A 24623-nucleotide genomic window follows, 5' to 3' on the forward strand; every position below is an offset into this window, starting at 1 on the left:
GGTCCAGGACTGACCGGTTGCCTTCGCGCGGCTCAGTAGGGTCGGGAACTGGCGCGGTGGCTGGTGCTCCGTTTCCAGCCCCGGCCGGGGCAGGCGCCAGCGCGGTCACCAGCTCCCGCTTGGTCGGAGTGGGCAGCACCAGGGGACCCGAACAGTGCGGAGGCCATGGGGCGGGTCGGGGCTTGGCGACTTCCGTGGACCGAAACCGCGGGGGAGCCCGTGCAGCGGGGTGAACGGCGGGATCCTGGGCACCAGGTTGCCGCCGATGAGCTCGAACGCGTCGGTGGGGAGCTGAGACCCGCGCTCACGCGGGCCCGAGGTCCGGCAGTTGTGGCAGCTGTCGGATCTCGCCTGTGCCCAGCTCGACTGTGAACCGGGCCCGCATCGGGCCGTCGCCCCGGCGGGAGAGGAGGGTGAGTTCGGTGACCCGTGTCGAGGTGGTGCCCAGGCGGGCGGCCAGTTCGGGTGCGAGCTGGCGTGGGTTCCGGGTCCGTCCCAAGGACAGGTGGGGTGTGAAGTCGTCCGCCCGGCCCCGGCAGCGGGGGAAGCGCTCCGCCAGCGAGCCGTGGAGCGCCTGCCACGGGCCGGGGCCGTCGCTCGCCGGGTCGAGCCAGACCGTGGCGTCGTGGCGGTGGGGGAAGTGGCGTACCCCGTGCAGACGCGTGGTGAACGGGGCGTGCTCGGCCGCGGCGGCGCCCAGCAGCGGGAGTGCGGGCCCGAAGTCTGACTCCGAGACGAAGCCGAACAGCACGTTGACGTGCGGCGGCCAGCGGCGGATCTGCGGATCGTGTTCCTCCCGGATCCGCTGGACGGCCTGCCACAGTTCCGCCGGCGGCAGCCAGGCAAGCGCTGTCCGGGGTGTCGGTCCGACGTCCAGGACGCCCGGAACGTCGATCGGGTGTCTGTCCATCCCTCCATGGTGGGGGACCGGGAAGGCCGGTTTTCCATGGAGACGGCCGCGTGGTCGTCGTGGGGTTCGTCCCAGGGCAGGACGAGTGTGGGCCGGCCGTCCGGGCTCCAGGCGACGTGTAGATCGTGGTTGTCGGCGTGGGCCCGCCGGCCGTGCAGGATCGCGTCGTCGTCGGCGCAGATCAGCACGGCGCGTACCCGGAGCGGGCGAGCGCGGCGGGTGTAGCCGGGCAACGACACCAGCAGCATCTCCTCCACCGCGTCGTTCAAGCTGCTCGATCGTGCCCTTCAGGTGCGGGGTGTAGGCAGGCAGGTCCTGGAGCGGCACTGCGAAGGCGCCCAGCGCCTGGGTCACCGTTCGGCACAGGAACTCCTTGCCACGGTCGATGCGCACCAGCGACGGCAAGCCGCCGAACGGGAAGGGCTCCTCGCGGCTGATCCCGATGCGCAGCGCGGCCAGCACCGCATCCCTTGACGGCTGGTGTGGCGTGACCGCAACGCCGGTAACCGCCTTCGTCGCACAGTCGATGAACCACGTGATCCACGGGCACTGCGGGGCACCCTCGACGTTCACTCGAACGATATTGCGCCCCCGGCCTTCCCACCCCGGCGGTCCCGGATCGCTGCGCTGCCCACCGCCTCGCCCCCATGCTCGGCCTCCACCTCAACACCGTCACGCGGTGGCGCTCCCGCGCGGCCACTGACTGGACCGCCTACCTCCAAGCCTGGACCTCCAGCCGGACCGCGGGACAGCCCGAATCCGCGGCGGCCCGCGTCAACCAGACCGGCGCCACGCCGACCTCCGGGTGACGGTACGCCAGCCGTCCGTCCCGGGGCCGGTAGCCCTTGCTGCATGATCACTTCTGTCTGGTGGCGCCGAGGCGCCACCACTGCCGCCGCACTTGCCCTCGCGCTGATCCCCGCCGCCGCTCCGGCCGCCGCCGCAGTGTCGCCGGCCGCTCCCGCAGCTTTCATTGTCGCTCAGCACCGTGAGCTGACCGAGCCGCCTCCGGCCGAGCAGGCCCGTGCCGAACTCAACCAGCTCGTCGTGGAGGCCCCGCACTCCATGGAGGGGTACACCCGGGAGAAGTTCCCGCACTGGATCAAGCAGTACGGGCAGTGCGACACCCGCGAGGTCGTCCTCGCCCGCGACGGCCAGAACGTCGTCCAGGACGAACTCTGTCGCGCCGTGTCCGGTGTGTGGACCAGCCCCTACGACGACAAGACATTCACCGACGCCAAGGCACCCGACATCGACCACATGGTATCCGTAGCTGCGACAACATAGGGAGCTTTGCCTGCAGTTGAAGCCGCGAGCGGCATGTCGTTGACGGGCAGTAGATGTCCGGCTCCGCGGGGTCAGCGTGAATGGTTGAGGGCCCTCTGGATCGTCTCGCGCACTGAGTGGTCCTGCTCGATCGCCAGCTGATTGCTGAGAGCCTGCCGTAGCGGTGTGCTCAGTTGGCGGCCCAGCGCTGTGGGCGTGGTCATGAGGATGGCCGCGAGGGAACGGACGTCCGGGGCTGGGTCTGTGAACGCGGTGGCCAGGAGGTTGCAGCCGTACTCTCCTTGGGCGGCAAGGGAACGAAGAATTGTTTCCCTCACGGCTGGGAGAGCTTCCGTTGCCAGTGCTCGCGTCAGTACGTCTGGGAGCGATCTGCTCGGACTCGGGTAGGTGATGAAGGTGTATGCGGCGGCGCGACGCCGTGTCGCGAGAGCGTCGTTCAAGAGCGTGGCCACCAGTTCCCCCTCGTCGCCGGCCATCTGGTCCGCGAACCAGGTCAGATCACGATGTCCGGCCAGTACGAAGTCCAGCCATCGCTCGTACCAGGAGAGGAAGTCCGAGTCGGCGTGGAAGCGAGGGGGGAAGAAGCCTTCGGAGTTGACCTCTACCAGACGCCCGCGGCCTGGCCCTGTGACGACGAGCAGAGTCAAGTCGCTGCAGCCCCGGTAGACGACCGTGATGGTGCCTGGGAAGGAGTGTGTGAGGCAGCTCCGCGCGTCCGGTTGAGTGGAGATCTCCAGGTCAGGAACGATCGGGAACGGCTCGCCAGGCATTCCGCTCTTGGCCCTCGCGGCCCCGGTCACCCACCGTTTCATCGGCAAGAGGCCGTAGGTCGGACCGTATCCGCCATGGCCGATTCGGGTGACGAACTGGCGGAATTCCTCGGGAAGTCGGACACCGTGGGCGTCCTCGAACTCCGAGACCTGCGGCTCGGTGAGCACGGGGCCGAGAGAAGCCTTCTCCGTTGGCGGTAGGGCGGCGAGCTTGGCCTGGATCCGGGCGATCCTGTCGTCCACCGGGTCTTCTTCTCACGTCAGAGGGTGTTCGAGTCGCGAGCATAGCCCATGGCCCGGACGCACCGGCCGCTGTCAGGTTGGGGCGAATTGGGCCAGGCGCCGACGAAGTTCCAAGTTCTCACCCTGGGCGATCTGCAACGCCTTCCGAAGGCGTGCGATCTCCTCCCGGTGAGCCTGTTGCCGCTGAGACAGGCGTGCGCTCAGGGCCCGCACAGCCGCTGAGGCTGACGGCGGCTTGGCCTCTACAGGACGCGTGCCGGGAATGTGACCTCCCTTGGTGCGGTGCCGTTCGATCAGGAGGAGGAGCTCCGGATGCTTGTAGAGGAAGTCGGTGCTCACCGCCGCTTTGCGGGCAACCGCGGTGAAAGCGACGGGCTCTCCGGCTTTGGTCAGCTGGGAGAGGGCGGCGCGGGCGCGCTTCTCCGCCTTCTCGGTGCGCGACCGGGTGGCCTGTTGCAGGTGCTCCGGCAGCGGGCTCATGCGGTTGGCTCCTTCGGTTGCGCGGCAGGAAGCTCCGGCCGGTCACTCGTACCAGCCCCCCGGACTGCACGGAGTTGTCCGTCGTCGTGAACGCCGATCTGGTCGAGCGCGACCAGCACCTTGCTCAGGGCCCGCGTCTCAGAGAGGCGGCCGGCGAGCCAGACGTTTTCCTCGCCCATGGGCTCGCTGTGGCGGGCGGTGAACCGTGCCTGGCGGCGGGTGATCAGGGTTTCGGTCTGGGCGAGTTGGCGCTGGAGCTCGTCGTGGTGACTGGCGTCGGTGACGAACTTGTCGCAGGCCAGGCAGGCGTTGCCCTTGGAACAGATCTGCTTGGGTGGCAGCATGCACCAGCCGTTGGGGAGAACGCGGTCGGCGCGCTGGTCCAGGTGGAGGAGGTCGTAGAGGTCGCTCGGGTCGACAGCGGCTGTCCTGCCGTCCGCGGTGACCTTCTTGTAGCGCAGGAACTCCCGCTCGGCGGTGACTGAGAGGGTCTTTAATGATGGAGTCGGGTATTGGAAGTGTCCGAATGCCTGCCGCATCAGGGCGCCCGGGACGGCCGGTTCGCGGCGTAGACGGCCCAGTTGCCGGCTGATGGCTTCTGAGCAGCCGGCAAACCGACGCGACCACTGTCGGCAGGTGATGCGAGACTCGGCCCCAGCTGAGCTGTGGTGTGCTCGTCGCCGCTGCCGGGGTGGTGGAGTTCGACGAAGGCTCGCAGCCGATGGTGCTGGTCGCCCTGTGGCGTGGGCGGTGCTGTGTGGTGTGCGGTGCCTGGCGAATAGGGTGGGTGCGGCCGATGATCACCTATGCCCACAGGAGAGCCGATGAGTCCGATCCTTGTCCCCGATGCCCTGCTGCCGGTCGGGGTGATCGGTCTCGGCGACATCGCGCAGAAGGCGTATCTGCCGGTCCTGGCGGCTCTGCCGGGTCTGGATCTGCGGTTGATGACCCGGGATCGGGCCAAGCTCGACCGGATCGGCGACAGCTACCGCGTCGATCCGGGCAAGCGGTTCACCGATCTCGGTGAGCTGGTCGGCAGCGGGATCCGGGCCGCGTTCGTGCACGCGGCCACCGACCAGCACGTTCCGATTGTGGAGCGGCTGCTCACCGCGGGCGTCGACGTGTACGTGGACAAGCCGCTGGCCTACACGCTGGAGGGTTCCCGTCGGCTGGTCGACCTCGCGGACCGTACGGGTTGTTCGCTGATGGTGGGTTTCAACCGCCGTTATGCGCCGGGTTATGTTCAGGCGAAGGAGCGGCCGCGTGACCTGATCGTGCTGCAGAAGAACCGGGAGGGCCTGCCGGAGGCGCCGAGGCCGATGGTTTTCGACGATTTTGTCCATGTTGTGGATGTGCTTCGTTTCCTGGCTCCCGGTGAGGTCGAGCACGTGGACGTCCGCTCCCGGGTGCGTGACGGCCTCGTGGAGCACCTCGTCCTCACCCTCGCCGGGGAGGGTTTCACGGCGCTGGGCATCATGAACCGGGTGTCCGGCTCCACCGAGGAGATTCTCCAGGTCTCCGGCGCCGACTCCAAGCGCGAGGTCCACAACCTGGCCGAGGTGATCGACCACCGTGGCCAGCCCACCGTCCGCCGGCGCGGCGACTGGGTGCCCGTCGCCCGCCAGCGCGGCATCGAGCAGGTCGTCCTCGCCTTCCTCGACGCCGTCCGCACCGGCAAGACCGTTGACGCCCACGACGCCCTGCGCACCCACGAGCTCTGCGAACTCATCGTGGAGCGGATCGAGTCCGCCTGAGGGATGCCACCGGGCCGCTGCGGGTGGCGGCGGCCCGGGCGGCGGCCGGGGCGCATCGCGGGGGCGGCCGCCGGGGGAGCGGAACCAAGAGTTCACTGACGGGGTCTTGTCGCGTCATTTTCTACGCGCGTATCTTGGGGGCGCTGCGGGGGGCGGGTGACCGGCTTCCGCTTCCTCTACGCGGGTAGCGCGTGCGGTAGGCGCGCCGCCTGACCGCTCGTCACGGCCCGGCGGCCCCAGACCCGCCGGGTGGACGCTCGACGCCCCGCCCTCACCCTCGACCGCCGTGTCACGACCGTGCCGCACGGCGGAGCTAGGAGTCATGTCCCGGTGACCACCGCCCCCGCCCCCCGCCTCCGCCGGGCGCTGCTGCGCGCCGCGATCCTCCCGGCCGGCCTGGCCGCCTCCCTGGTGCTCGTCCCGCTGCCGGCCGCGAGCGCCGCGCCCGCCGCCGCCCCGGCCGGGCCGACCGAGGCCGGACCGCTGCGCATCCACGACATCCAGGGCACCACCCGGATCTCCCCGCAAGCCGGAAAGCCCGTCACCGGCGTGCCCGGCGTCGTCACCGGCGTGCGCGCGTACGGCAGTTCCAAGGGCTTCTGGATGCAGGACCCGAACCCGGACGCCGACCCGGCCACCAGCGAGGGCATCTTCGTCTACACCGGCGGCAACCCGACCGTGAAGGCCGGCGACTCGGTCCTGGTCAGCGGCAAGGTCACCGAGTACTACCCGAACCTCTCCGGCGGCTCGCAGTCCGTCACCGAGATCACCGGCCCCGCCGTCACCGTGCTCTCCTCCGGCAACCCGCTGCCCGCCCCGGTGGTCGTGGACACCCGCAACATCCCCGGCACCTACACCCCGCCGGCGGGGCCCGACGGCACCGTCGACTCGGTGCCGCTCAACCCGGAGAAGTACGCCCTGGACTTCTACGAGTCGCTGGAGGGCATGCTCGTCCAGGTCAAGGACGTCCGGGTGATACAGGCGACGGACAAGTACAACGAGCTGTGGGTCGCCGCCGACCGGCAGGACCAGCGCAGCAAGCGCGGCGGCGTGTTGTACGAGTCGTACGCGGAGCCCAACGTGGGCCGCCTGATGGTGCAGCAGCAGGCGCCGGTCTCCCAGCAGCCCTTCCCGGTGGCCAACGTGGGCGACGTACTGACCGGCACCACCACCGGCCCGCTGGACTACAACCAGTTCGGCGGCTACACGCTCGTCGCCGGCACCATGGGCACGCTGCAGGACAACCACCTCCAGCGCGAGGTGACGGCGAAGGCCACCGACCGTGAACTCGCCATCGCCACCTACAACGTGGAGAACCTGGCCCCGGGCAACCCGGACGCCAAGTTCGCCGAGCTGGCCCAGGGCATCGTCACCAACCTGCGCTCGCCCGACATCGTGGCCCTGGAGGAGATCCAGGACAACAACGGCGCCAAGAGCGACGGCACGGTGGACGCGAGCCAGACCGTCGCCAAGTTCATCGCCGCGATCAAGGCGGCCAGCGGCCCGGCCTACGACTGGCGTTCGATCGACCCGCAGGACGGCAAGGACGGCGGCGAGCCGGGCGGCAACATCCGGCAGGTGTTCCTGTTCAACCCGCAGCGGGTCTCCTTCACCGACATCCCCGGCGGCACCGCCACCAGCGCCGTGGACGTCGCCGGCGCCGGCGCCACCATCGTCCTGACCGCCTCGCCCGGCCGGATCGCCCCGACCGACGAGGCGTGGACCAGCAGCCGCAAGCCGCTGGTCGGCCAGTTCACCTTCCGGGGCAAGAAGCTCTTCGTGATCGCCAACCACTTCAACAGCAAGGGCGGCGACCAGGGCATCGACAGCCGCTTCCAGGCCCCGGCCCGCAGCTCCGAGGTGCAGCGGGTCAAGCAGGCCACCATCGAGCAGGCCTTCGTCGCCAAGCTGCTGGCCGCCGACAAGGAGGCGCGCGTCGTCTCGCTCGGCGACTTCAACGACTACCAGTTCTCGCCCGCGCTGGCCGCGCTCACCAAGGACGGCGTGCTGCGCGACCTGGTGAACGAGCTGCCGGAGACCGAGCAGTACTCCTACGTCTACCAGGGCAACTCGCAGGTGCTGGACCACATCCTGGTCAGCCCCGAGGTCGGCTACGCCAAGTACGACGTGGTGCACATCAACGCCGAGTTCGCCCAGCAGGCCAGCGACCACGACCCCCAGGTCGTCCGCATCAAGCCCTGACCCGGCACCAGCCCGAGCGCGACCGCCGGCGACCCCACCGGCACCCACCGGCGCCGGGGCTGCAGGGGGGAGCCGTCCCTGACCTGGGACTATGCTGCCTTCGCCGACGGTGATCACCGTCGGCGAAGGCAGCTACGGCAGCGGGGGTCGGCGGGTATGCGGTACCGGATCGAGCGGATCGGCGTCGAGGACTGGCAGCGTCTGCGGAAGGCGCGGCTGGCCCAACTCCTGGACTTCCCCATGGCGTTCGGCGAGACCCATGAGACGGCGCTGGCCCTCGGCGAGGCCGACTGGCGGGCCCGGACGTCCCGGGCGAACGAGCCGGGCAGGGTCGGCCTGGTCGCGGTCGACGCGGACGGCGAGTGGGTCGGGACGATGCTCTCCTTCCCCGACGAGGAGCAGGCCGCGACCGTCGTCCTGGTCGGCGTCTGGGTGGCGGGGGACCACCGCGGCCGCGAGCGCGGCGTGCCGGACGCCCTGCTGGACGCCGTCATCGACTGGGCCCGCACCGAGGGCGGCGCCAAGCGGATGCTGCTCGGCGTGCACGAGGAGAACGCCCGCGCCGCCGCCTTCTACCTGCGCCGCGGCTTCGCCTACACCGGCGGCGAGACCCCCTACCGGCTCGACCCGCAGGCCCGGATCCTGGAGATGGCCCTCCCCCTGGACTGACCGCAACCGGACAGGCCGCAACCGTCCCTGGCACCCACCCCGAGTACGTCCGCTCTCGGCGGCAGCCCCCATGAGCTCGCCTTCAGGTGATTGCCGTCGGCTGATCAACTCGCGTAGCTACCAGGGAACGGTTCGGCCCCGGTAGTCGACGAATTGCACGCCGGGGGTGCCGAACTGAGCGAGCATGACGTTCACCAGCCGGGGAATGCTGTCCTCGACGCCGAGAGGGGCGTCCGATCCTCCCAGATCCGTGCGAACCCAGCCGGGTGCCATGGCCAGCAGCGTGCGTGCCGGTTCGGGCTGGCGGACTGCGAAGCTTCGCCTGAACTGGTTCAGCGCCGCCTTGCCGCCTCGGTAGACCTCCCGCAGCCCGGTCTCGTTGTTGGCGATGCTGCCCTGGCCGGACGACATCGCACCGATCAAGCCGGTCGGGGTGACGAGGGTCCTGCAGGGATTCGATGACGCGCATCGGGCTCAGCGCGTTGGTGAGCATGACGTCGTTGAATTCCTCGGTCGTGACCTCGCCGATCGGGATGTGTTCGTCCCGAGTGGTGATTCCCGCGTTGACGAACAGGATGTCCAGCGCTCGGCCGTCCAGGCGCCTGCGCAGCGCCGCGATCGGCTCCGGCTCGTTGATGTCCAACGTCTCGATCTCCACCCTGCCGCCGGCGGTCTCGGCGAGATCGTGGAGCTTGGTTCTCGGGCTCTCCGAGTCGACCGTCGCCCGCCGCTACCGCCGCATGCGGCGTGCCGGGGGCGCCGGAATCGATCTTGGGATTGAATGCCATGGTCTTGCCTCGGCATCAGTGCCGATCTTCTTGGAAGGTCGCCTTGGCGCAGGAGGAGCTTTCGCAGGGTCTTGCCACCGACGGACGCCCCGACCTCGGCCCGGGCGGCCGCGAGAACGCGCGCCAACTCGTTGACGTCATCCGGGCTTCGGCTTCAGCCGACCACAACGCCCGCCGCTTCTTCTGTCCGTTACCCCGACGACTCACCTGAATCCGGCCACAGGGGCAGGCTGACGTGAGGTGAACGGCTGCGAGTGTCCGATGGGTGGGGTTGACTGTCCGTCGATCGATCACACGTGCTGGCAGCCCGGCCGATCGCCGGGGGAGAACGACGGAGGCTCCAGATGCAGGAAGACGTCATGACGGCCGGGACAGGGTTGCGGGTCTACCCCGATCCCGCGGATGTGTTCATCACCGACCAGGTCGAACTGGCAGAGCACCTGCACCCGTTGATCTCGATCGATCTCGCCGGAGTGGACCCGGCCTGGCACGGGTGGATCCATCTGGTCAGCCCACTGGAACCGGCGGAAGGTTACCTCGGCGACCACACCGAGGCATTCCACTCACCCCTGCAGAGAACCAACTGGCTCGGGTTCTCGATGGAGGACGACCGCTACCGCCTACTCGGCGACCTGCGCTACTTCGCGCGGGCGACGACCTCCGAGGAACTGCCCGACCCCTGGCCTGGGTTCCGTACGCGGCTCGACGAGCACTGCGACTCCGAGGGCCGCAGCTACCTGGCGCACCGGGACGCCTTCCGCCGTGAGGGCATCCTGCTCATGCGTCACAACGACGGGTCCCTGCGGTATGACGAGTCCAACGCCATGGCACTGCTGGAGCAGCTCGGCGGCAACGCGGACCCTCACGACAACTGGGTCCAGCCCGAGCTGTTCCGCGTTGAGTACGACGACGACAGCGCGTGGCCGGTCAGTCCGGCCGGAAACCCGTTCCACTTTGTGGCGTCGGTGCCGGGCTGGCACTACCGACGCTCGGGCGCCGACTCGATTCTGCTGTTCTTCGAGCCCGTTGAGCGGCTCGCACTGCTGACCTTCGACTGGAGCTGAGGCACTGTCCAGGGGCGCGGGGAACTGCTGGCGGGCTCAGCGGTTGGCGAGCCAGTCCTCGACGGCGTAGTCGTAAGGAGAGCGACCTTCGGAAGTGGTTCCAACATGAATGACAACTGACCGCTTGGTTCCAGGAAGCTTGGCAAATCAGTTCCAACAAGCGTGTCACCCACCCCGAGAACGGCCAGGTCAGCACGCCTTGGCGGTTCCAACGATCCTGTCACGGCTCAACCGGTTGGCTTCGCCGGTCCTGTTGCATGGAAGCTGTCGGACTCCCGCTCGGTCTCGTTCGTGCTGGCGGATTCTCGGCGCGGTGGCTCTTGCGTGGCGATGCCGTACGCCGGCAGCCGGGCCGGAAGGCCCCGGCTGCCCGTCCGCCCGGACGGTGTGTCAGACCACGGCGAGCCGGCTCACCAGCAGCTCCACCCTCCGCTCGGCCTCCGCCGGCGGAAGCCGTCCCGCCCGGGTCAGGGTGGCCAGCCCGTGCAGGGCCGCCCAGAACACCTCGGTGAACAGTGCCGGATGGACGCCGTCCCCGGCGACCTCGGCGAGAGTCTCCAGCAGGGCGGCGAAGCCGTCCTTCAGCGGCTCCGGGGTGTCCTCCTCCGCGAAGGCCAGGCCGCCGTCGAGCTGGAACATGGCGTCGTAGACCGCCGGGTTGCGTTCGGCGAAGTCGAGGTAGGCGCGGGCGAGGGCGGTGACCCGGGCGCGAGGGCCGTCCGCGGCCGAGGTCGCGGCCCGCAGTGCCGCGGCCATCTCGGCGGCACCCTCCAGGGCGACGGCGCCGATGATCTCGCGCTTGCCGCGGAAGTGGCTGTAGAGGACGGGCTGGCTGTATTCGATGCGCTCGGCGAGCCGGCGGGTGGTGACCGCGTCCCAGCCCTGCTGCTCGGCGAGTTCGCGGGCCGTCGCCACGATGAGGCGCTCGCGGCTCGCCCGTTCGCGTTCCTTGCGTTCCTGTACCGACATGACTCGATCCTAGCATCGCTAGACAAGTGAGCGGCGGCAGTACTAGCGTTACCTCATCATCTAGCGGCGCTAGATCCCAGGAGGGGTCATCATGCTCGACGCACTCAAGGTCGTCACCACCGTGGTCGTCGGAGTGATGGTGGGGGTGGAGTTCTCCGTTGCCTTCATCATCAACCGGATCCTCGACGCACTCCCCGACGACAGTGGCCAACTCGGCCGCGCCCACGGGGGCCGGATGCTCGGCGCCGTGATGCCGTTCTGGTACATCGGGTCGCTCGTCCTCGCCGCGGTCTGGGCCATCGCGGGATGGCACCACTCCGGCACCGGCCTCGTCGTCACCGCCGCCGGGCTGCTGATCGTCAGCGTGATCATGTCGATCCTGCTGCTCGTCCCGATCAACAACCGGAGCAAGACGTGGACCCCCGAGAACCGGCCCGCCGACTGGAAGGAGCAGGTGAACCGCTGGGACCGCTTCCACTACGTCCGCGTCGCCGTCATCATCGCCGCCTTCACCCTGCTGGCCGCCGCCCTCACCTGAGCCCGCAGGCCGAGTGCAGGCGGCGCGCACCCCTCCACTCCGCAGGCGGTAGCCGACGATTCGCACGGATCCGCACCGTCCTCGGAACGCAGGACCCCCTCTACCGGAGGTTCTTCCTCCATCGATGTCCTGTCTCGGCGAGCTTGTCTTTGGATCTCGTCCTCAGCTGTGGGGTTGCCACGTCGGCTGAGAACATTCGGCGCAGGATTCTCAGTGAATCCGGCTTCCGCGGAATATGCCGTGGGCTGAGAGCCAGTCCCGGAGATCCGTCTTGATGCGCCCGGCCCCAATCTGCTGTCAAGCCTCTGCGTGTGGAGGGATGCCAAGCGCGGTCAGCACGGATCCGGCCACACGCCCCGCTCGGACAGGTGGAGAACGAGGGCGGCGATGTTCCAGGCGTCGTCCTCGCCGCGGTGGTGGCGGCCTTCGAGCCGCCGCCCGGCGATCTCCAGGGCCTGCGCCATGCCAGGGCGTTTGCGCAGGCCGTATGCCTCGGTGAAGGCCGCCTTGGCGTTGGTGTGGTGCCGGCCGAAGGGATAGGGCGTCCGGGTGTCCTGGCACTGCCGGGTGAACTGGTTGCGGTCGTAGTCGCCCCAACTGGCCCACGGGCGGGACCCGGCGTGGTGTTCGGCCGCCAGCAGCCGACACGCCTCGGCGAAGCTGACCCCTCCGTCCACCTCGTGTTGTGTGAGGCCGGTCAACTCCGTGCAGAACTCGCTGACCGTCGACCGGGCGGGACGCACCAGGATCCGATGCCGGGCGAGGCGCTCCGCGGTGGCCAGGTCGACGACGGTCAGCCCGATCTCGATGATCTCGCTGACCGCGCCCGGTGGTTGGCCGCGGGCCCAGCAGGTGGCTTCGACATCCACGACGTTCAGGAGCCGCTCGGCCCCGGTGCTGTCCATGGCGGGAAGCGTAGGGACGAGTGGCGGCCGGGGCACCTGGATTTCCCTGCTGCGGTGCGGATGCGGTGGTGCCGCCACCCCCGGGCAGGCGACGGATGCGGGGCGGCGTCGCGATCGGGCGGGCCCGGTCCCGAACCAGGCGATGTTCGCCACTCGGCGCGCGAAGCGGTGAGCATCCGCCAGCTTCAGTGCGACAGGACCGAAAATTCGCAGTCACTCGCCGTGACGGGAACGGCGAGCCGCCAACTATCGCTGACCATCGCCATCAATCGCTGACGGTCACAAACCGAGGGCGGCCGAGCCTCGGCCCGGTGGCGCTAAACAAGCAGGCATGATTGCTTTTTTCTCCGCCCGGTGCCACGCTGCTGCCCGACGGCGCTCGTGTGGGGGCGTCGCCAACTCACCGGCAGGGGAGGCGTCTTGGCGCGCGCGAGCTCGGTACTGCGGATCGGCAACGCCTCGGGCTTCTACGGGGACCGCTTCGCGGCGGTGCGGGAGATGCTCACCGGCGGGCCGTTGGACGTGCTCACCGGGGACTACCTGGCGGAGCTGACGATGCTCATCCTGGCCCGGGACCGGCTCAGGGACCCGTCGCTCGGGTACGCCCAAACGTTCCTGCGGCAGATGGAGGAGTGCCTCGGTCTGGCGCAGGAGCGCGGGGTGCGGATCGTGGTGAACGCGGGCGGGCTGAACCCGGCCCGACTCGCCGCCGAGCTGCGGAACCTGGCGCAGCGCCAGGGCCTCACGGTGGCCGTGGCCCACGTCGAGGGGGATGACCTGCTGCCGCGCGGCGCCGAACTCGACCTGCCCGAGGGGCTGTTGGCTGCCCATGCCTACCTCGGCGGCTTCGGTATCGCGGCCTGCCTGGACGCGGGCGCCGAGGTGGTGGTCACCGGGCGGGTCACCGACGCGGCGCTGGTGGCCGGGCCGGCGATCGCCCACTTCGGCTGGACGGCGGCGGACCTCGACGCCCTCGCCGGGGCGGTGGTCGCCGGGCACGTCCTGGAGTGCGGCGCCCAGGCGACCGGCGGGAACTACGCGTTCTTCCGCGAGCACGACGTCACCCGCCCCGGCTTCCCGATCGCCGAACTGCACGCCGACGGATCCAGCGTGATCACCAAGCACCCGGGCACCGGCGGCGCCGTCACCACCGGCACCGTCACCGCCCAACTCCTCTACGAGACGGGCGGAGCGCGGTACCTCGGCCCGGACGTCACTGCCCGGCTGGACTCGGTGCGGCTCACCGAGCAGGGCCCGGACCGGGTCCGGATCGACGGGGTGCGCGGCGAGGCGCCGCCGCCCACGCTGAAGGTGGGCCTGAACCGGCTCGGCGGCCACCGCAACGAGGTGGTGTTCGTCCTCACCGGCCTGGACATCGAGGCCAAGGCCGCCCTGGTGCAACGGCAGTTCGCCGACGCCCTGCCGACCGCCGCCCGGCCCGCCGAACTGCGCTGGACGCTCGCCCGGACCGACCACCCGGACGCCGCGACCGAGGAGGCCGCCTCCGCGCTGCTCCGGCTGACCGCCCGCGACCCGGACCCGGCCAAGGTCGGCCGCGAACTGGGCAAGGCCGCCGTGGAGTTGGGCCTGGCCGGCTACCCGGGCTTCCACCTCACCGCCCCGCCCGGCCCCGGCGCGCCGTACGGGGTGTTCACCGCCGCGTACGTCGACGCCAAGGCCGTCGAGCACACCGCCGTCCTGCCGGACGGCCGCCGGATCGCCGTCCCGCCGGCGCCGGTGACCGCCCGACCCGCCCGGACCGAGGAGCCGGCAGCCGGGGAGCCGGACCTCCCCGGCGACCCCCCGGCCGGGCCGCTGCGCCGTGCCCCGCTCGGCCTGGTGGCCGGCGCCCGCAGCGGCGACAAGGGCGGCGACGCCAACCTCGGCGTCTGGGCCCGCTCCGAGGCCGGCTGGCGCTGGCTCGCGCACACCCTCACCGTCGACAAGCTGCGCGAACTCCTGCCCGAAACAGCCGAGTTGCCGATCACCCGGCACCTCCTCCCGAGTCTGCGCGCGGTCAACTTCACCCTCACCGGCCTGCTCGGCGAGGGCGTCGCCGCCCAGCACCGCTTCGACCCGCAGGCCAAGGCCCTCGGGGAGTGGCTGCGCTCCCGCCACCTCGACATCCCGGAGACCCTGCTGTGACCGTGCTGCCCACCCGCGTCGACCCGGTCGGGCCCGAGTACGCCGAGTACCGGGCCGCGATGCTCGGCAAGCTCGCCGAGCTGGACGCCGAGCACGCCAAGGCCCTGGCCGGTGGCGGTCCGAAGTACGTGGACCGCCACCGCGCCCGCGGCAAGCTGCTGCCGCGCGAGCGGATCGAGCTGCTGGTCGACCCGGACTCGCCGTTCCTGGAGCTCTCCCCGCTGGCCGCCTGGGGCAGCGACTACCCGGTGGGCGCGGCGCTGGTCACCGGTATCGGGGTGATCGAGGGCGTGGAGTGCGTGATCACCGCCAACGACCCGACGGTGCGCGGCGGCGCCAGCAACCCGTGGACCCTGCGCAAGGCCCTGCGCGCCAACGAGATCGCGTTCGACAACCGCCTCCCGGTGGTGAACCTGGTGGAGTCCGGCGGCGCCGACCTGCCCAGCCAGAAGGAGATCTTCATCCCCGGCGGCGCGCTCTTCCGCGACCTCACCCGGCTCTCCGCCGCCGGAATCCCCACCGTGGCCGTGGTGTTCGGCAACTCCACGGCCGGCGGCGCCTACGTCCCCGGCATGTCGGACCACACCGTGCTGGTCAGGGAGCGGGCCAAGGTGTTCCTCGGCGGCCCGCCGCTGGTCAAGATGGCCACCGGCGAGGAGGCCGACGACGAGTCGCTGGGCGGCGCGGAGATGCACGCCCGCACCTCCGGCCTGGCCGACCACTTCGCGGCGGACGAGGCGGACGCGCTGCGCCTGGCCCGGCGGATCGTCGCCCGGCTGGACCACCGCAAGCCCGGCCCCGCTCCGGATCGGCTCGCCGAGCCGCCGAGGTACGCCGAGGAGGAGCTGCTGGGCATCGTCCCGGGTGACCTCAAGGTGCCCTTCGACCCGCGCGAGGTGATCGCCCGGATCGTCGACGGCTCCGACTTCGACGAGTTCAAGCCGCTCTACGGCGCCAGCCTGGCCACCGGCTGGGCCCGGCTGCACGGCTACCCGGTCGGCGTCCTGGCCAACGCGCAGGGCGTGCTGTTCAGCGCGGAGTCCCAGAAAGCCGCCCAGTTCATCCAGTTGGCGAACCAGCGGGACATCCCGCTGCTGTTCCTGCACAACACCACCGGCTACATGGTCGGCAAGGACTACGAACAGGGCGGCATCATCAAGCACGGCGCGATGATGATCAACGCCGTCGCGAACTCCCGGGTGCCGCACCTCTCCGTGCTGCTCGGCGCCTCCTACGGCGCCGGCCACTACGGCATGTGCGGGCGGGCGTACGAGCCGCGCTTCCTGTTCGCCTGGCCGAGCGCCAAGTCCGCGGTGATGGGCCCGCAGCAGCTCGCCGGGGTGCTCTCGATCGTCGCCCGCCAGTCGGCCGCCGCCAAGGGGCAGCCGTACGACGAGGACGCGGACGCGGCGATCCGCGCCATGGTCGAGCAGCAGATCGAGGCCGAGTCGCTGCCGGTCTTCCTGTCCGGGCGGCTGTACGACGACGGCGTGATCGACCCGCGCGACACCCGTACGGTGCTCGGCCTCTGCCTGTCCGCGATCCACAACGCGCCGGTCGAGGGCGCGCGCGGCTACGGCGTCTTCCGGATGTGAGCCAGAGCTGTGAGGGAAGAGACATGATCACCAACCTGCTGGTCGCCAACCGGGGCGAGATCGCCCGCCGGGTCTTCCGCACCTGCCGCGCGCTGGGCATCGCGACCACCGCCGTCCACTCCGATCCGGACGCCGACGCCCCGCACGTCCACGAGGCCGACGCGGCCGTCCGGCTGCCCGGCGCCGCGCCCGCCGACACCTACCTGCGCGCCGACCTGATCGTCCGCGCCGCGCTGGAGGCGGGGGCGGACGCCGTCCACCCCGGGTATGGATTCCTGTCCGAGAACGCCGAGTTCGCGCAGGCCGTGCTGGACGCCGGGCTGGTCTGGGTCGGCCCGCCGCCGGCCGCGATCGCCGCGATGGGTTCCAAGACGGCGGCCAAGCGGCTGATGGCCGAGGCCGGGGTGCCCGTCCTGGCCGCCCTCGCCGAGCCCGCCGAGGCCGACCTGCCGGTGCTGGTCAAGGCCGCGGCCGGCGGCGGGGGCCGCGGCATGCGCGTGGTGCGCACGCTGGCCGAGCTGCCCGCCGAACTGGCCGCGGCCCGCGCCGAGGCGGCGAAGGCCTTCGGCTCGGACGAGGTGTTCTGCGAGCGCTACCTGCCCACCGGGCGGCACGTCGAGGTCCAGCTGCTGGCGGACACGCACGGTACGGTCTGGGCGGTCGGCGACCGGGACTGCTCGTTGCAGCGGCGCCACCAGAAGGTGATCGAGGAGGCCCCGGCCCCCGGCCTGCCCGATGTGGTGCGCGCCGCCCTGCACGCGGCGGCCGTCAGCGCCGCCCGGGCGATCGGCTACACCGGCGCCGGCACCGCGGAGTTCATGCTCGCCGCGGACGGCCGCTTCTTCTTCCTGGAGATGAACACCCGCCTCCAGGTCGAGCACCCGGTCACCGAGGCGGTCACCGGACTGGACCTGGTGGCGCTCCAACTCGCCGTCGCCGAGGGGGAGCGGCTGCCCGGGCCGGTCCCGCCGCCGAGCACCGGCTGCGCGATCGAGGCCAGGCTGTACGCCGAGGATCCGGCCAAGGGCTGGCAGCCCGCCACCGGTACCCTGCACCGCCTCGAACTCACCGTGCCGCACCAGGAGTTCACCGGCCAGGGCGTCCGGCTGGACTCCGGTGTGGCGGCCGGTGGCGAGATCACCGCGCACTACGACGCGATGCTCGCCAAGGTGATCGCCTGGGCGCCGACCCGCGCCGCCGCCGCCCGCCGCCTGGCCGACGCGCTCGCCCGCGCCCGGATCCACGGCCCGGCCACCAACCGGGAGTCGCTGGTTCGCGCGCTGCGGCACCCGGCCTTCCTGGCCGAACACCTGCACACCGGCTTCCTGGCCGAGCACGCGGCCGACCTCACCGCCCCGGACCGCAAGGAGACCGCGCGCGCCGCCCTGGCCGCCGCCCTCGCCGACGCCGCCGCCCGCCGCACCGCGCCGCACGGCGCCCTGCCCTCCGGCTGGCGCAACCTGCCCTCCCAGTCGCAGTCCAAGCGCTACCGGGCCGACGACGGCACCGAGGTGGAGGTCCGCTACCGCCTCACCCGCGACGGCCTGCTGGCCGACGGCCACCCGGGGGCGGAACTCGTCGACGCCGCACCCGGGCAGGTCACGCTGCGCGAGGGCGCCGTGCGACGCGGCCACCGCGTCGCGCGCTACGGCGACCGGGTGTACGTCGACACCCCGGACGGCGGCATCGCGCTCACCGCCCTGCCGCGCTTCCCCGACCCCGCCACCCGGATCGACCCCGGCGCGCTGCTCGCCCCGATGCCCGGCACCGTCGTTCGCACCACCGCCGCCGTCGGCGACACCGTCACCGCCGGACAGCCGCTGCTCGTCCTGGAGGCGATGAAGATGGAGCACCGCGTCACCGCCCCCGCCGACGGCGTCCTGGTCGAACTGCGCGCCGTCCCCGGCCGACAGGTCGAACTCGGCACCCTGCTCGCCGTCGTGCAACCCGCCACAGCCTGACCCGGAAGGACCAGCATGTCCACCATCGGCAGTCAGCTCATAGAGACCCCCGAACGCCGGGCCCTGCGCCAGGCCGTCGGCGACCTCGGCCGCCGCTACGGCTCGGCCTACTACCTCGCCAAGGCCCGGGCCGGTGAGCCCGCCGACGAACTGTGGGCGGACGCCGGCAAGGCCGGCTACCTCGGGGTGAACCTGCCCGCCGAGTACGGCGGCGGAGGCGGCGGCATCACCGATCTGGCCATCGTGCTGGAGGAGTTGGGCACGGCCGGCTGCCCGTTGCTGCTGCTCATCGTCTCCCCGGCGATCTGCGGCACCGTGATCGCCCGCTACGGTACCGAGGAGCAGAAGCGGCGCTGGCTGCCCGGACTGGCCGATGGCAGCCGCAAGATGGCCTTCGGCATCACCGAACCGGACGCCGGCTCCAACACGCACCGGATCTCCACCGTCGCCCGCCGCGACGGCGAGGACTGGCTGCTGACCGGCCGCAAGGTCTTCGTCTCCGGCATCGACCACTCCGACGCCGTGCTGTTCGTCGCCCGTACCGAGGACGCTCGCACCGGCCGGCTCAAGCCCTGCCTGTTCGTCGTCCCGCGCGACACCCCCGGCTTCGAGTACCGGGCGATCCCGATGGAACTCGTCGCCCCCGAGAAGCAGTTCCAGGTCTTCCTGGACGACGTCCGGCTGCCCGCCGAGGCCCTGGTCGGCGACGAGAACGCCGGTCTGCTCCAACTGTTCGCCGGCCTCAACCCCGAGCGGGTCCTGACCGCGGCCTTCTCCCTGGGCCTGGCCCGCCAGGCGCTCGGCAAGGCCGTCGAGTACGCGAAGACCCGTACCGTCTGGTCCACCCCGATCGGCGCCCACCAGGGACTGGCCCACCCGCTGGCTCAGTGCGCGGTGGAGATCGAGCTGGCCCGGCTGATGACCCAGAAGGCCGGGCTGCTCTACGACGCGGGGGAGGACGTGGCCGCCGGGGAGGCCGCCAACATGGCCAAGTACGCGGCCGGCGAGGCCGCCGCCCGGACGGTCGACCAGGCGGTGCAGACCCTCGGTGGCAACGGCCTCACCCAGGAGTACGGGCTGGGCGCACTGCTGGCCGCCACCCGGGTCGGCCGGGTCGCCCCGGTCAGCCGCGAGATGGTGCTCAACTACGTCGCCCAGCACACCCTCGGCCTGCCGAAGTCGTACTGAGACCGGCCGAAGGTCCTGTCCCATCAGGGAGTGCCGGACGGGCTCCGGGTGGGTCACCAGAGGGATATCTCGGCGAACTTTGCAGTGCTGGACTTTACGGTCCGTATGCTCCTGTTCACGCCCTCGGTCGACCCGCCATCGGGTCCGTTCATGCGTCAACTACCTTTGTGGAGGCACAACTTGGTGTTCCGTAGCGAGTTTCCCGATGTCCCCGTGGTCGATCTGCCGATCCATGACGCGGTGCTCGGCGGCGCCGCGCGCCACGGCGACCGGCCGGCCCTGATCGACGGCGTCAGCGGGGAGTGCGTGAGCTACGCGCGGCTCGCCGCCGCCGTCGAGCGGGTCGCCGCCGGGCTGGCCGAGGCCGGGGTGCGCCACGGCGACGTACTGGCCCTGTTCAGCCCCAACACGATCGGCTACCCGATGGCGTTCTACGGCGCCACCCGGGCCGGCGCCACCGTGACCACGGTGTCCTCGCTGGCCACGCCCGCCGAACTGGCCGGCCAGCTCGGCGACAGCGGCGCCCGCTGGCTGGTGACCGTCTCCCCGTTCCTGCCGACCGCCCGCAAGGCCGCCGACCTGCTCGCCGAGCAGGGCCGCCCGCTGGCCGAGATCCTCGTCCTGGACGGCGCCGAGGGCCACCGCTCGCTCGCCGACCTGCTGGCCGCCACCGCCCCCGCCCCCGAGGTCGCCGTCGACCCCGGCGAGGACATCGCGGTGCTGCCCTACTCCAGCGGCACCACCGGCCTGCCCAAGGGCGTGATGCTCACCCACCGCTCGATCGCCACCAACCTCGCCCAGGTCGACTCCGTCTACCGGCCCGCCGAGGGCGAGCGGGTGCTCGCCGTCCTGCCGTTCTTCCACATCTACGGCCTGGCCGCGCTGCTCAACCAGCCGCTGCGCTGCGGCGCCACCGTGGTGGTGCTGCCCCGCTTCGACCTGGAGCAGTTCTGCCGCACCATCGAGGAGCAGCGGGTGCAGGCGCTGGTGGTCGCCCCGCCGATCGCGCTCGCCCTCGCCAAGCACCCGGCCGTGGAGCGCTTCGACCTCTCCTCCGTCGAGTACCTGCTGTGCGCCGCCGCCCCGCTGGATCCGGAGCTCGCCGCCGCCTGTGCCCGCCGCCTGGGTCTGCCGCACCTGCTCCAGGGCTACGGCATGACCGAGCTGTCCCCGGTCTCCCACGTGGTCTCCCCGCTGGAGCGCGACCCCTCGCCCGGGTCGGTGGGCCGGATGATCGCCTCGACCGAGCTGCGGGTCACCGCCCTGGACGGTGCCGGCGACGACCTCGGGCCCGGCGAGCGGGGCGAGCTGCTGATCCGCGGCCCGCAGGTGATGAAGGGCTACTTCGGCCGCCCCTCCGACACCGCCGCCATGATCGACGCCGACGGCTGGCTGCACACCGGCGACGTCGGCTTCGTCGACGACCGCGGCTACCTGTACATCGTCGACCGGGTGAAGGAGCTGATCAAGTACAAGGGCTACCAGGTGGCCCCCGCCGAACTGGAGGCCGTGCTGCTCGGCCATCCGCAGATCGCCGACGCCGCCGTGATCGGCGTCCCGGACGCCGACGGCACCGAGTGTCCCAAGGCGTTCGTGGTCCGGGTCCCGGGCAGCGGCCTGACCGCGGAGGAGGTCACCGCGTACGTGGCCGGGCAGGTGGCCCCGTACAAGAAGGTCCGCGCGGTCGAGTTCGTCGACGCCGTCCCCAAGTCCGCGGCCGGCAAGATCCTCCGCCGCGAGCTGCGCGCCCGCGAGGCCGAGCGCCACGCCGCCGCGTCCGAGGCCGCCCGCTGACCGGCCGGGGCCCCGGCGGGCGAAGACCGGCGCCCGTCTGTGAAGATCGACCCGCCGAGCAGGACGGGCCCACCGGGCAGGACCGGCCCGCCGAGCCCTCACCGGAACAGGAACCGCCGCCAGCCATGACCAGCCACCCCGCCGTCCGCACCCCCCAGCAGGACCGCAGCCGCGCGACCCGGGCCCGGCTGCTCGCGGCGGCCGTGGACTGCCTGGCCGAGCTCGGCTGGCACGGCTCCACCGTCACCGTGGTCGCCGAACGCGCCGGGGTCTCCCGTGGCGCCGCCCAGCACCACTTCCCGACCCGCGAGGACCTGTTCACCGCGGCCGTCGAGCACGTCACCGCCGAGCGGCTGGCAGCCGTCCGCGCCCACGCGGACGACCTGCCGGCCGCCGGCCCCGACCGCACCCGGGCCGTCGTGGACATGATCGTCCGCCTCTACACCGGCCCGCTGTTCCGCGCCGCGCTGCACCTGTGGACGGCCGCCGCCACCGAGGAGCCGCTGCGCGAGCGGATCATCGCCCTGGAAGGGCACGTCGGGCGCGAGGCCCACCGGGCCGCCGTCGAGTTCCTGGACGCCGACGAGACCCGGCCGGGCGTACGCGAATCCGTGCAGGCCACCCTCGACCTCGCCCGCGGGCTCGGCCTGGCCAACCTGCTCACCGACGACAGCGTCCGACGATCCGGGGTGATCCGGCAGTGGACCGGCGTTCTGGAGAGTACGCTGCGGCCGGTACGCCCATGACGCCCGTACAACCGGAGCGACCGGACGGCCCCTGACCAAGGGGTCGCCGGGCGGCCGATGTCCGTGCAGTCTGGAGAAGAACCCCGGCCGACACGGACCGCGAGTCCCACCCGGCCGGGCACGAGCCGAACCGGGGTGCTGCCTGATCATGCACGGACACGAGTGGGACGCGACCGACGCCGCCGGCACCGTACCTGGCGGCGCCCCCGTACGCCCCGATGGCCATCGGATCGTCCCGCTCGCGACGGCCCTGCTCCAGGACGACGGCCTGATCCTGCACTGGAGCGAGGACGCCGAGGCGCTGCTCGGATACTCCGCCGAGGAGGCCGTCGGCAGTTACGCCGCCCAGCTGCTCACCGACGGCACCGACCGCCCCGAGGTGCTGGCCCTGTTCGCCGACATCATGGCCGGCACCGGCTGGTCCGGCGTCTTCCCGGTCCGCCACCGCGACGGCCACCGGGTCGAGCTGGAGTGCCGCACCTACCCGATCGCCGGACCCGCCGGCACCCTGCTGCTGCTCGCCACCGCCTCCGACACCCGTGCCCTGCACGCGATCGAGGCCGACCTCGCGGTCCTGGACGGCGTCTTCGGCCGCTCGCCGATCGGCATGGCCGTCTACGACACCGAGCTGCGCTTCGTCCGGCTCAACGAGGCGCTGGCCCGGATGAACGGCGTCACGGTCGCCGGCCACCTCGGCCGCCGGCTATCGGTGGTGCTGCCGGGCATCAACAGCGTCGAGATCGAGCAGATCATGAGACAGGTGCTCAAGACCGGCAAGCCCGTGGTGGACGCCCGCTCGCACGGCCGGGTACCCGGCGACCCGACACACGACCGCGCCTGGTCCGCCTCCTACTTCCGGCTGGAGGACTCCACCGGCCAGGTCTTCGGGGTCTGTTCGTCGATCATCGACGTCACCGAGCGCTTCCAGGCCGAGGCCCGCGCCGCCCGCGCCCAGGAGCGGCTCGCCACCATCGCCGAGGCCACCGCCCGGATCGGCACCACCCTCGACCTCCAGCGCACCGCCGAGGAGCTGATCGAGGCCGTCGTCCCCCGGTTCGCCGACTTCGCCACCGTGGACCTGCTGGAGCCGGTGCTGCGCGGGGCCGAGCCCACCGCGATCCCCGCCGACCGGACGATCACGCTGCGTGCCGTCGCCGTCGGCGAGTCCTACGAGTCGGGCCTCGCGCACGCCGTGGACACCGTCGGCGAGGCCTCCGAGTACGCCCCCGACCGCAGCTACACCCAGTGCCTGCGCAGCGGCCGTCCCCTGCTGCGCTCCCACGTGGACGCCGAGGTGCTGCGCGGCCTGGTCGCCAGCGAGGACCGGGTCGCCCCCGGCATAGCAGCCGGCATCCACTCGTACCTGATGGTGCCGCTCACCGCCCGGGGCATGGTGCTCGGCGGCTCCGAGTTCATCCGGATGCGCAACCCCGAGCCGTTCAGCGACGCCGATGTGGCGCTCGCCGAGGAACTCGTCGCCCGCACCGCCCTGGCCATCGACAACGCCCGGCTCTACCGGCGCGAGCGGGAGACCGCGCTCACCCTGCAGCGCAGCCTGCTGCCGCAGGAGATCCACCGCACCCTGGGCCTGGAGATCGCTTACCGCTACCTGCCCAGCAGCGTGGTCAGCGAGGTCGGCGGCGACTGGTTCGACGTGGTGCCGCTGTCCTGCGGCCGGGTCGCCCTGGTGGTCGGCGACGTGATGGGCCACGGCATCCGGGCCGCCGCCACGATGGGCCAGCTGCGCACCGTCGCCCGGACGCTCGCCACTCTCGACATGCCGCCCGAGCAGGTCCTCACCCGGCTGGACGAGACCGCGTCGGGTATCGGCGAGGGCCAGTTCGCCACCTGTATATGCGCGGTCTACGACCCGCTGGAGCGCACCGTCCAGATCGCCGCGGCCGGCCACCTGCCGCCGGTCTGGGTCGCCCCCGACGGCACCGCCAGCAGGATCGAGGTGCCGCCCGGCGTGCCGCTGGGCGTCGGTGGGGTGGCCTTCGAGTCGATCGAGTTCACCCTTCCCGAGGGCGGCATGGTCACCCTCTACACCGACGGGCTGGTCGAGCGGCGCGGCCGCGACCTCGACGAGGGCATCGACGTGCTGGCCCGCACCCTCTCCGGGCCCGGCCGGACGCTGGAGGAGAGCTGCGACGCCGTCCTCCGGGCGCTCGTCACCGACGGCACCGACGACGACATCGCGATGATCATGGCCAGGGTGCTGCCACTGCCCGCCGACCGGGTCGCCACCCTCCCGCTCACCGGCGGCGGCCGCCTGCCCGGCAAGGCCCGCCGCTTCACCCGCGCCACCCTGGACGCCTGGGGCCTGTCCGCCCTCGCCGACTACGCCGAGCTGCTGGTCAGCGAGCTGGTCACGAACGCCCTGCTGCACGCCGAGGCGCCGCGGCGGCTGCGGCTGTTCCGCGACCGGGTGCTCACCCTGGAGGTCGCCGACGCCGGCGGGCCGACCCCGCAGCTGCGCCCCTTCGCCGAACAGGACGAGGGCGGGCGCGGCATGTTCCTGGTCAGCGAGCTGGCCCAGCGCTGGGGCAGCCGGCTGACCAGGGACGGCAAGGTGGTCTGGGCCGAGCTGGAACTGCCCTTCGGGGCAGGCTAGG

At 71.7% G+C, this 24623-nt stretch carries 21 protein-coding genes and 2 pseudogenes; 14 read left to right on the forward strand and 9 right to left on the reverse strand.

What is annotated here, in order from left to right; all coding sequences use genetic code 11:
• Positions 1-304 precede the first annotated feature (304 nt).
• Positions 305-910: a 2'-5' RNA ligase family protein gene (locus P3T27_RS36715; RefSeq protein ID WP_280685659.1), complete on the reverse strand. Its 606-nt coding sequence runs from the start codon at positions 908-910 to the stop codon at positions 305-307.
• Between the two features lie 218 nt (positions 911-1128).
• Positions 1129-1456 (reverse strand): annotated as a pseudogene (locus tag P3T27_RS36720) (ISNCY family transposase); the annotation flags it as partial.
• 101 nt (positions 1457-1557) lie between these two features.
• Here P3T27_RS36720 and P3T27_RS36725 point away from each other — a divergent pair.
• Positions 1558-1719 carry a hypothetical protein gene (locus tag P3T27_RS36725; RefSeq protein ID WP_280685660.1) on the forward strand — a complete coding sequence of 54 codons (162 nt, stop codon included), beginning with the start codon at positions 1558-1560 and terminating at the stop codon, positions 1717-1719.
• A gap of 43 nt (positions 1720-1762) precedes the next feature.
• Positions 1763-2197 carry a hypothetical protein gene (locus P3T27_RS36730; protein ID WP_280685661.1) on the forward strand — a complete coding sequence of 145 codons (435 nt, stop codon included), beginning with the start codon at positions 1763-1765 and terminating at the stop codon, positions 2195-2197.
• A gap of 71 nt (positions 2198-2268) precedes the next feature.
• Here the strand turns inward: P3T27_RS36730 and P3T27_RS36735 are convergent, their stop codons facing one another.
• From P3T27_RS36735 to P3T27_RS36745, 3 genes are all read right to left on the reverse strand, one after another.
• Entirely contained in the window at positions 2269-3210 is a 942-nt protein-coding gene (locus tag P3T27_RS36735; protein ID WP_280685662.1) for a hypothetical protein, read from the reverse strand.
• A gap of 72 nt (positions 3211-3282) precedes the next feature.
• On the reverse strand, positions 3283-3690 hold the full coding sequence (locus P3T27_RS36740; protein ID WP_280685663.1) for a DUF6262 family protein: 408 nt from the start codon (positions 3688-3690) through the stop codon (positions 3283-3285).
• The gene (locus P3T27_RS36745) at positions 3687-4229 is read right to left on the reverse strand and encodes a hypothetical protein (RefSeq protein WP_280685664.1); all 543 of its coding nucleotides are present in this window, start codon (positions 4227-4229) and stop codon (positions 3687-3689) included. Before P3T27_RS36745 ends, P3T27_RS36740 begins: the two co-directional genes overlap by 4 nt.
• A gap of 315 nt (positions 4230-4544) precedes the next feature.
• Between P3T27_RS36745 and P3T27_RS36750 the strand changes: the two genes are divergently transcribed.
• From P3T27_RS36750 to P3T27_RS36760, 3 genes are all read left to right on the forward strand, one after another.
• Positions 4545-5444, forward strand: coding sequence for a Gfo/Idh/MocA family oxidoreductase (locus P3T27_RS36750; RefSeq protein WP_280685713.1), 900 nt, complete (start codon positions 4545-4547; stop codon positions 5442-5444).
• Positions 5445-5774: 330 nt separating this feature from the next.
• Positions 5775-7646 (forward strand): endonuclease/exonuclease/phosphatase family protein, encoded by a 1872-nt coding sequence (locus P3T27_RS36755; protein WP_280685665.1) that lies wholly within the window; start codon positions 5775-5777, stop codon positions 7644-7646.
• Positions 7647-7802: 156 nt separating this feature from the next.
• The gene (locus P3T27_RS36760) at positions 7803-8315 is read left to right on the forward strand and encodes a GNAT family N-acetyltransferase (protein ID WP_280685666.1); all 513 of its coding nucleotides are present in this window, start codon (positions 7803-7805) and stop codon (positions 8313-8315) included.
• Between the two features lie 117 nt (positions 8316-8432).
• On the opposite strand, the gene P3T27_RS41110 is transcribed toward P3T27_RS36760, so the two are convergent.
• Together P3T27_RS41110 and P3T27_RS41115 are read right to left on the reverse strand one after the other, a co-directional pair.
• Entirely contained in the window at positions 8433-8738 is a 306-nt protein-coding gene (locus tag P3T27_RS41110; protein ID WP_348534195.1) for a hypothetical protein, read from the reverse strand.
• An 85-nt stretch (positions 8739-8823) separates the two neighbouring features.
• Positions 8824-8973, reverse strand: a pseudogene (locus P3T27_RS41115) (3-oxoacyl-ACP reductase); the annotation flags it as partial.
• Between the two features lie 474 nt (positions 8974-9447).
• Here P3T27_RS41115 and P3T27_RS36770 point away from each other — a divergent pair.
• Entirely contained in the window at positions 9448-10167 is a 720-nt protein-coding gene (locus P3T27_RS36770) for a hypothetical protein (RefSeq protein ID WP_280685667.1), read from the forward strand.
• A 390-nt stretch (positions 10168-10557) separates the two neighbouring features.
• Here the strand turns inward: P3T27_RS36770 and P3T27_RS36775 are convergent, their stop codons facing one another.
• Positions 10558-11136 carry a TetR/AcrR family transcriptional regulator gene (locus P3T27_RS36775; RefSeq protein WP_280685668.1) on the reverse strand — a complete coding sequence of 193 codons (579 nt, stop codon included), beginning with the start codon at positions 11134-11136 and terminating at the stop codon, positions 10558-10560.
• A gap of 91 nt (positions 11137-11227) precedes the next feature.
• Between P3T27_RS36775 and P3T27_RS36780 the strand changes: the two genes are divergently transcribed.
• A complete protein-coding gene (locus P3T27_RS36780; RefSeq protein WP_280685669.1) occupies positions 11228-11674 on the forward strand; it encodes a DUF1772 domain-containing protein in 447 nt (148 codons plus the stop codon).
• A gap of 332 nt (positions 11675-12006) precedes the next feature.
• On the opposite strand, the gene P3T27_RS36785 is transcribed toward P3T27_RS36780, so the two are convergent.
• A complete protein-coding gene (locus P3T27_RS36785; protein WP_280685670.1) occupies positions 12007-12579 on the reverse strand; it encodes a 3'-5' exonuclease in 573 nt (190 codons plus the stop codon).
• A gap of 498 nt (positions 12580-13077) precedes the next feature.
• Here P3T27_RS36785 and P3T27_RS36790 point away from each other — a divergent pair, with 498 nt between their 5' ends.
• The 7 genes from P3T27_RS36790 (at position 13078) to P3T27_RS36820 (ending at position 24622) form a co-directional block, all read left to right on the forward strand.
• Positions 13078-14724 (forward strand): DUF1446 domain-containing protein, encoded by a 1647-nt coding sequence (locus tag P3T27_RS36790; protein WP_280685714.1) that lies wholly within the window; start codon positions 13078-13080, stop codon positions 14722-14724.
• A complete protein-coding gene (locus P3T27_RS36795) occupies positions 14721-16319 on the forward strand; it encodes a carboxyl transferase domain-containing protein (RefSeq protein WP_280685671.1) in 1599 nt (532 codons plus the stop codon). Before P3T27_RS36790 ends, P3T27_RS36795 begins: the two co-directional genes overlap by 4 nt.
• A 23-nt stretch (positions 16320-16342) precedes the next feature.
• Complete coding sequence (locus P3T27_RS36800) at positions 16343-18280, forward strand: biotin carboxylase N-terminal domain-containing protein (RefSeq protein ID WP_280685672.1); 1938 nt, start codon at positions 16343-16345, stop codon at positions 18278-18280.
• A gap of 15 nt (positions 18281-18295) precedes the next feature.
• The gene (locus tag P3T27_RS36805) at positions 18296-19468 is read left to right on the forward strand and encodes an acyl-CoA dehydrogenase family protein (RefSeq protein WP_280685673.1); all 1173 of its coding nucleotides are present in this window, start codon (positions 18296-18298) and stop codon (positions 19466-19468) included.
• A gap of 180 nt (positions 19469-19648) precedes the next feature.
• Positions 19649-21262: a 4-coumarate--CoA ligase family protein gene (locus tag P3T27_RS36810; RefSeq protein WP_280685674.1), complete on the forward strand. Its 1614-nt coding sequence runs from the start codon at positions 19649-19651 to the stop codon at positions 21260-21262.
• Between the two features lie 125 nt (positions 21263-21387).
• Entirely contained in the window at positions 21388-22008 is a 621-nt protein-coding gene (locus tag P3T27_RS36815) for a TetR/AcrR family transcriptional regulator (RefSeq protein ID WP_280685675.1), read from the forward strand.
• A 148-nt stretch (positions 22009-22156) separates the two neighbouring features.
• Positions 22157-24622, forward strand: a complete 2466-nt coding sequence (locus tag P3T27_RS36820) for a SpoIIE family protein phosphatase (protein ID WP_280685676.1) — start codon at positions 22157-22159, stop codon at positions 24620-24622.
• Position 24623 lies beyond the last annotated feature (1 nt).

The sequence above is a fragment of the Kitasatospora sp. MAA19 genome, from assembly GCF_029894125.1.
GTDB lineage: Bacteria > Actinomycetota > Actinomycetes > Streptomycetales > Streptomycetaceae > Kitasatospora.

Excerpts from the sequence above, each read along its gene's own strand:
- P3T27_RS36715 (WP_280685659.1), bottom strand. The coding sequence starts at position 910 with ATGGACAGACACCCGATCGACGTTCCGGGCGTCCTGGACGTCGGACCG.
- P3T27_RS36725 (WP_280685660.1), top strand. The coding sequence starts at position 1,558 with ATGCTCGGCCTCCACCTCAACACCGTCACGCGGTGGCGCTCCCGCGCG.
- P3T27_RS36730 (WP_280685661.1), top strand. The coding sequence starts at position 1,763 with ATGATCACTTCTGTCTGGTGGCGCCGAGGCGCCACCACTGCCGCCGCA.
- P3T27_RS36740 (WP_280685663.1), bottom strand. The coding sequence starts at position 3,690 with ATGAGCCCGCTGCCGGAGCACCTGCAACAGGCCACCCGGTCGCGCACC.
- P3T27_RS36745 (WP_280685664.1), bottom strand. The coding sequence starts at position 4,229 with ATGCGGCAGGCATTCGGACACTTCCAATACCCGACTCCATCATTAAAG.
- P3T27_RS36760 (WP_280685666.1), top strand. The coding sequence starts at position 7,803 with ATGCGGTACCGGATCGAGCGGATCGGCGTCGAGGACTGGCAGCGTCTG.
- P3T27_RS36770 (WP_280685667.1), top strand. The coding sequence starts at position 9,448 with ATGCAGGAAGACGTCATGACGGCCGGGACAGGGTTGCGGGTCTACCCC.
- P3T27_RS36775 (WP_280685668.1), bottom strand. The coding sequence starts at position 11,136 with ATGTCGGTACAGGAACGCAAGGAACGCGAACGGGCGAGCCGCGAGCGC.
- P3T27_RS36780 (WP_280685669.1), top strand. The coding sequence starts at position 11,228 with ATGCTCGACGCACTCAAGGTCGTCACCACCGTGGTCGTCGGAGTGATG.
- P3T27_RS36785 (WP_280685670.1), bottom strand. The coding sequence starts at position 12,579 with ATGGACAGCACCGGGGCCGAGCGGCTCCTGAACGTCGTGGATGTCGAA.
- P3T27_RS36790 (WP_280685714.1), top strand. The coding sequence starts at position 13,078 with ATGCTCACCGGCGGGCCGTTGGACGTGCTCACCGGGGACTACCTGGCG.
- P3T27_RS36800 (WP_280685672.1), top strand. The coding sequence starts at position 16,343 with ATGATCACCAACCTGCTGGTCGCCAACCGGGGCGAGATCGCCCGCCGG.
- P3T27_RS36805 (WP_280685673.1), top strand. The coding sequence starts at position 18,296 with ATGTCCACCATCGGCAGTCAGCTCATAGAGACCCCCGAACGCCGGGCC.
- P3T27_RS36815 (WP_280685675.1), top strand. The coding sequence starts at position 21,388 with ATGACCAGCCACCCCGCCGTCCGCACCCCCCAGCAGGACCGCAGCCGC.
- P3T27_RS36820 (WP_280685676.1), top strand. The coding sequence starts at position 22,157 with ATGCACGGACACGAGTGGGACGCGACCGACGCCGCCGGCACCGTACCT.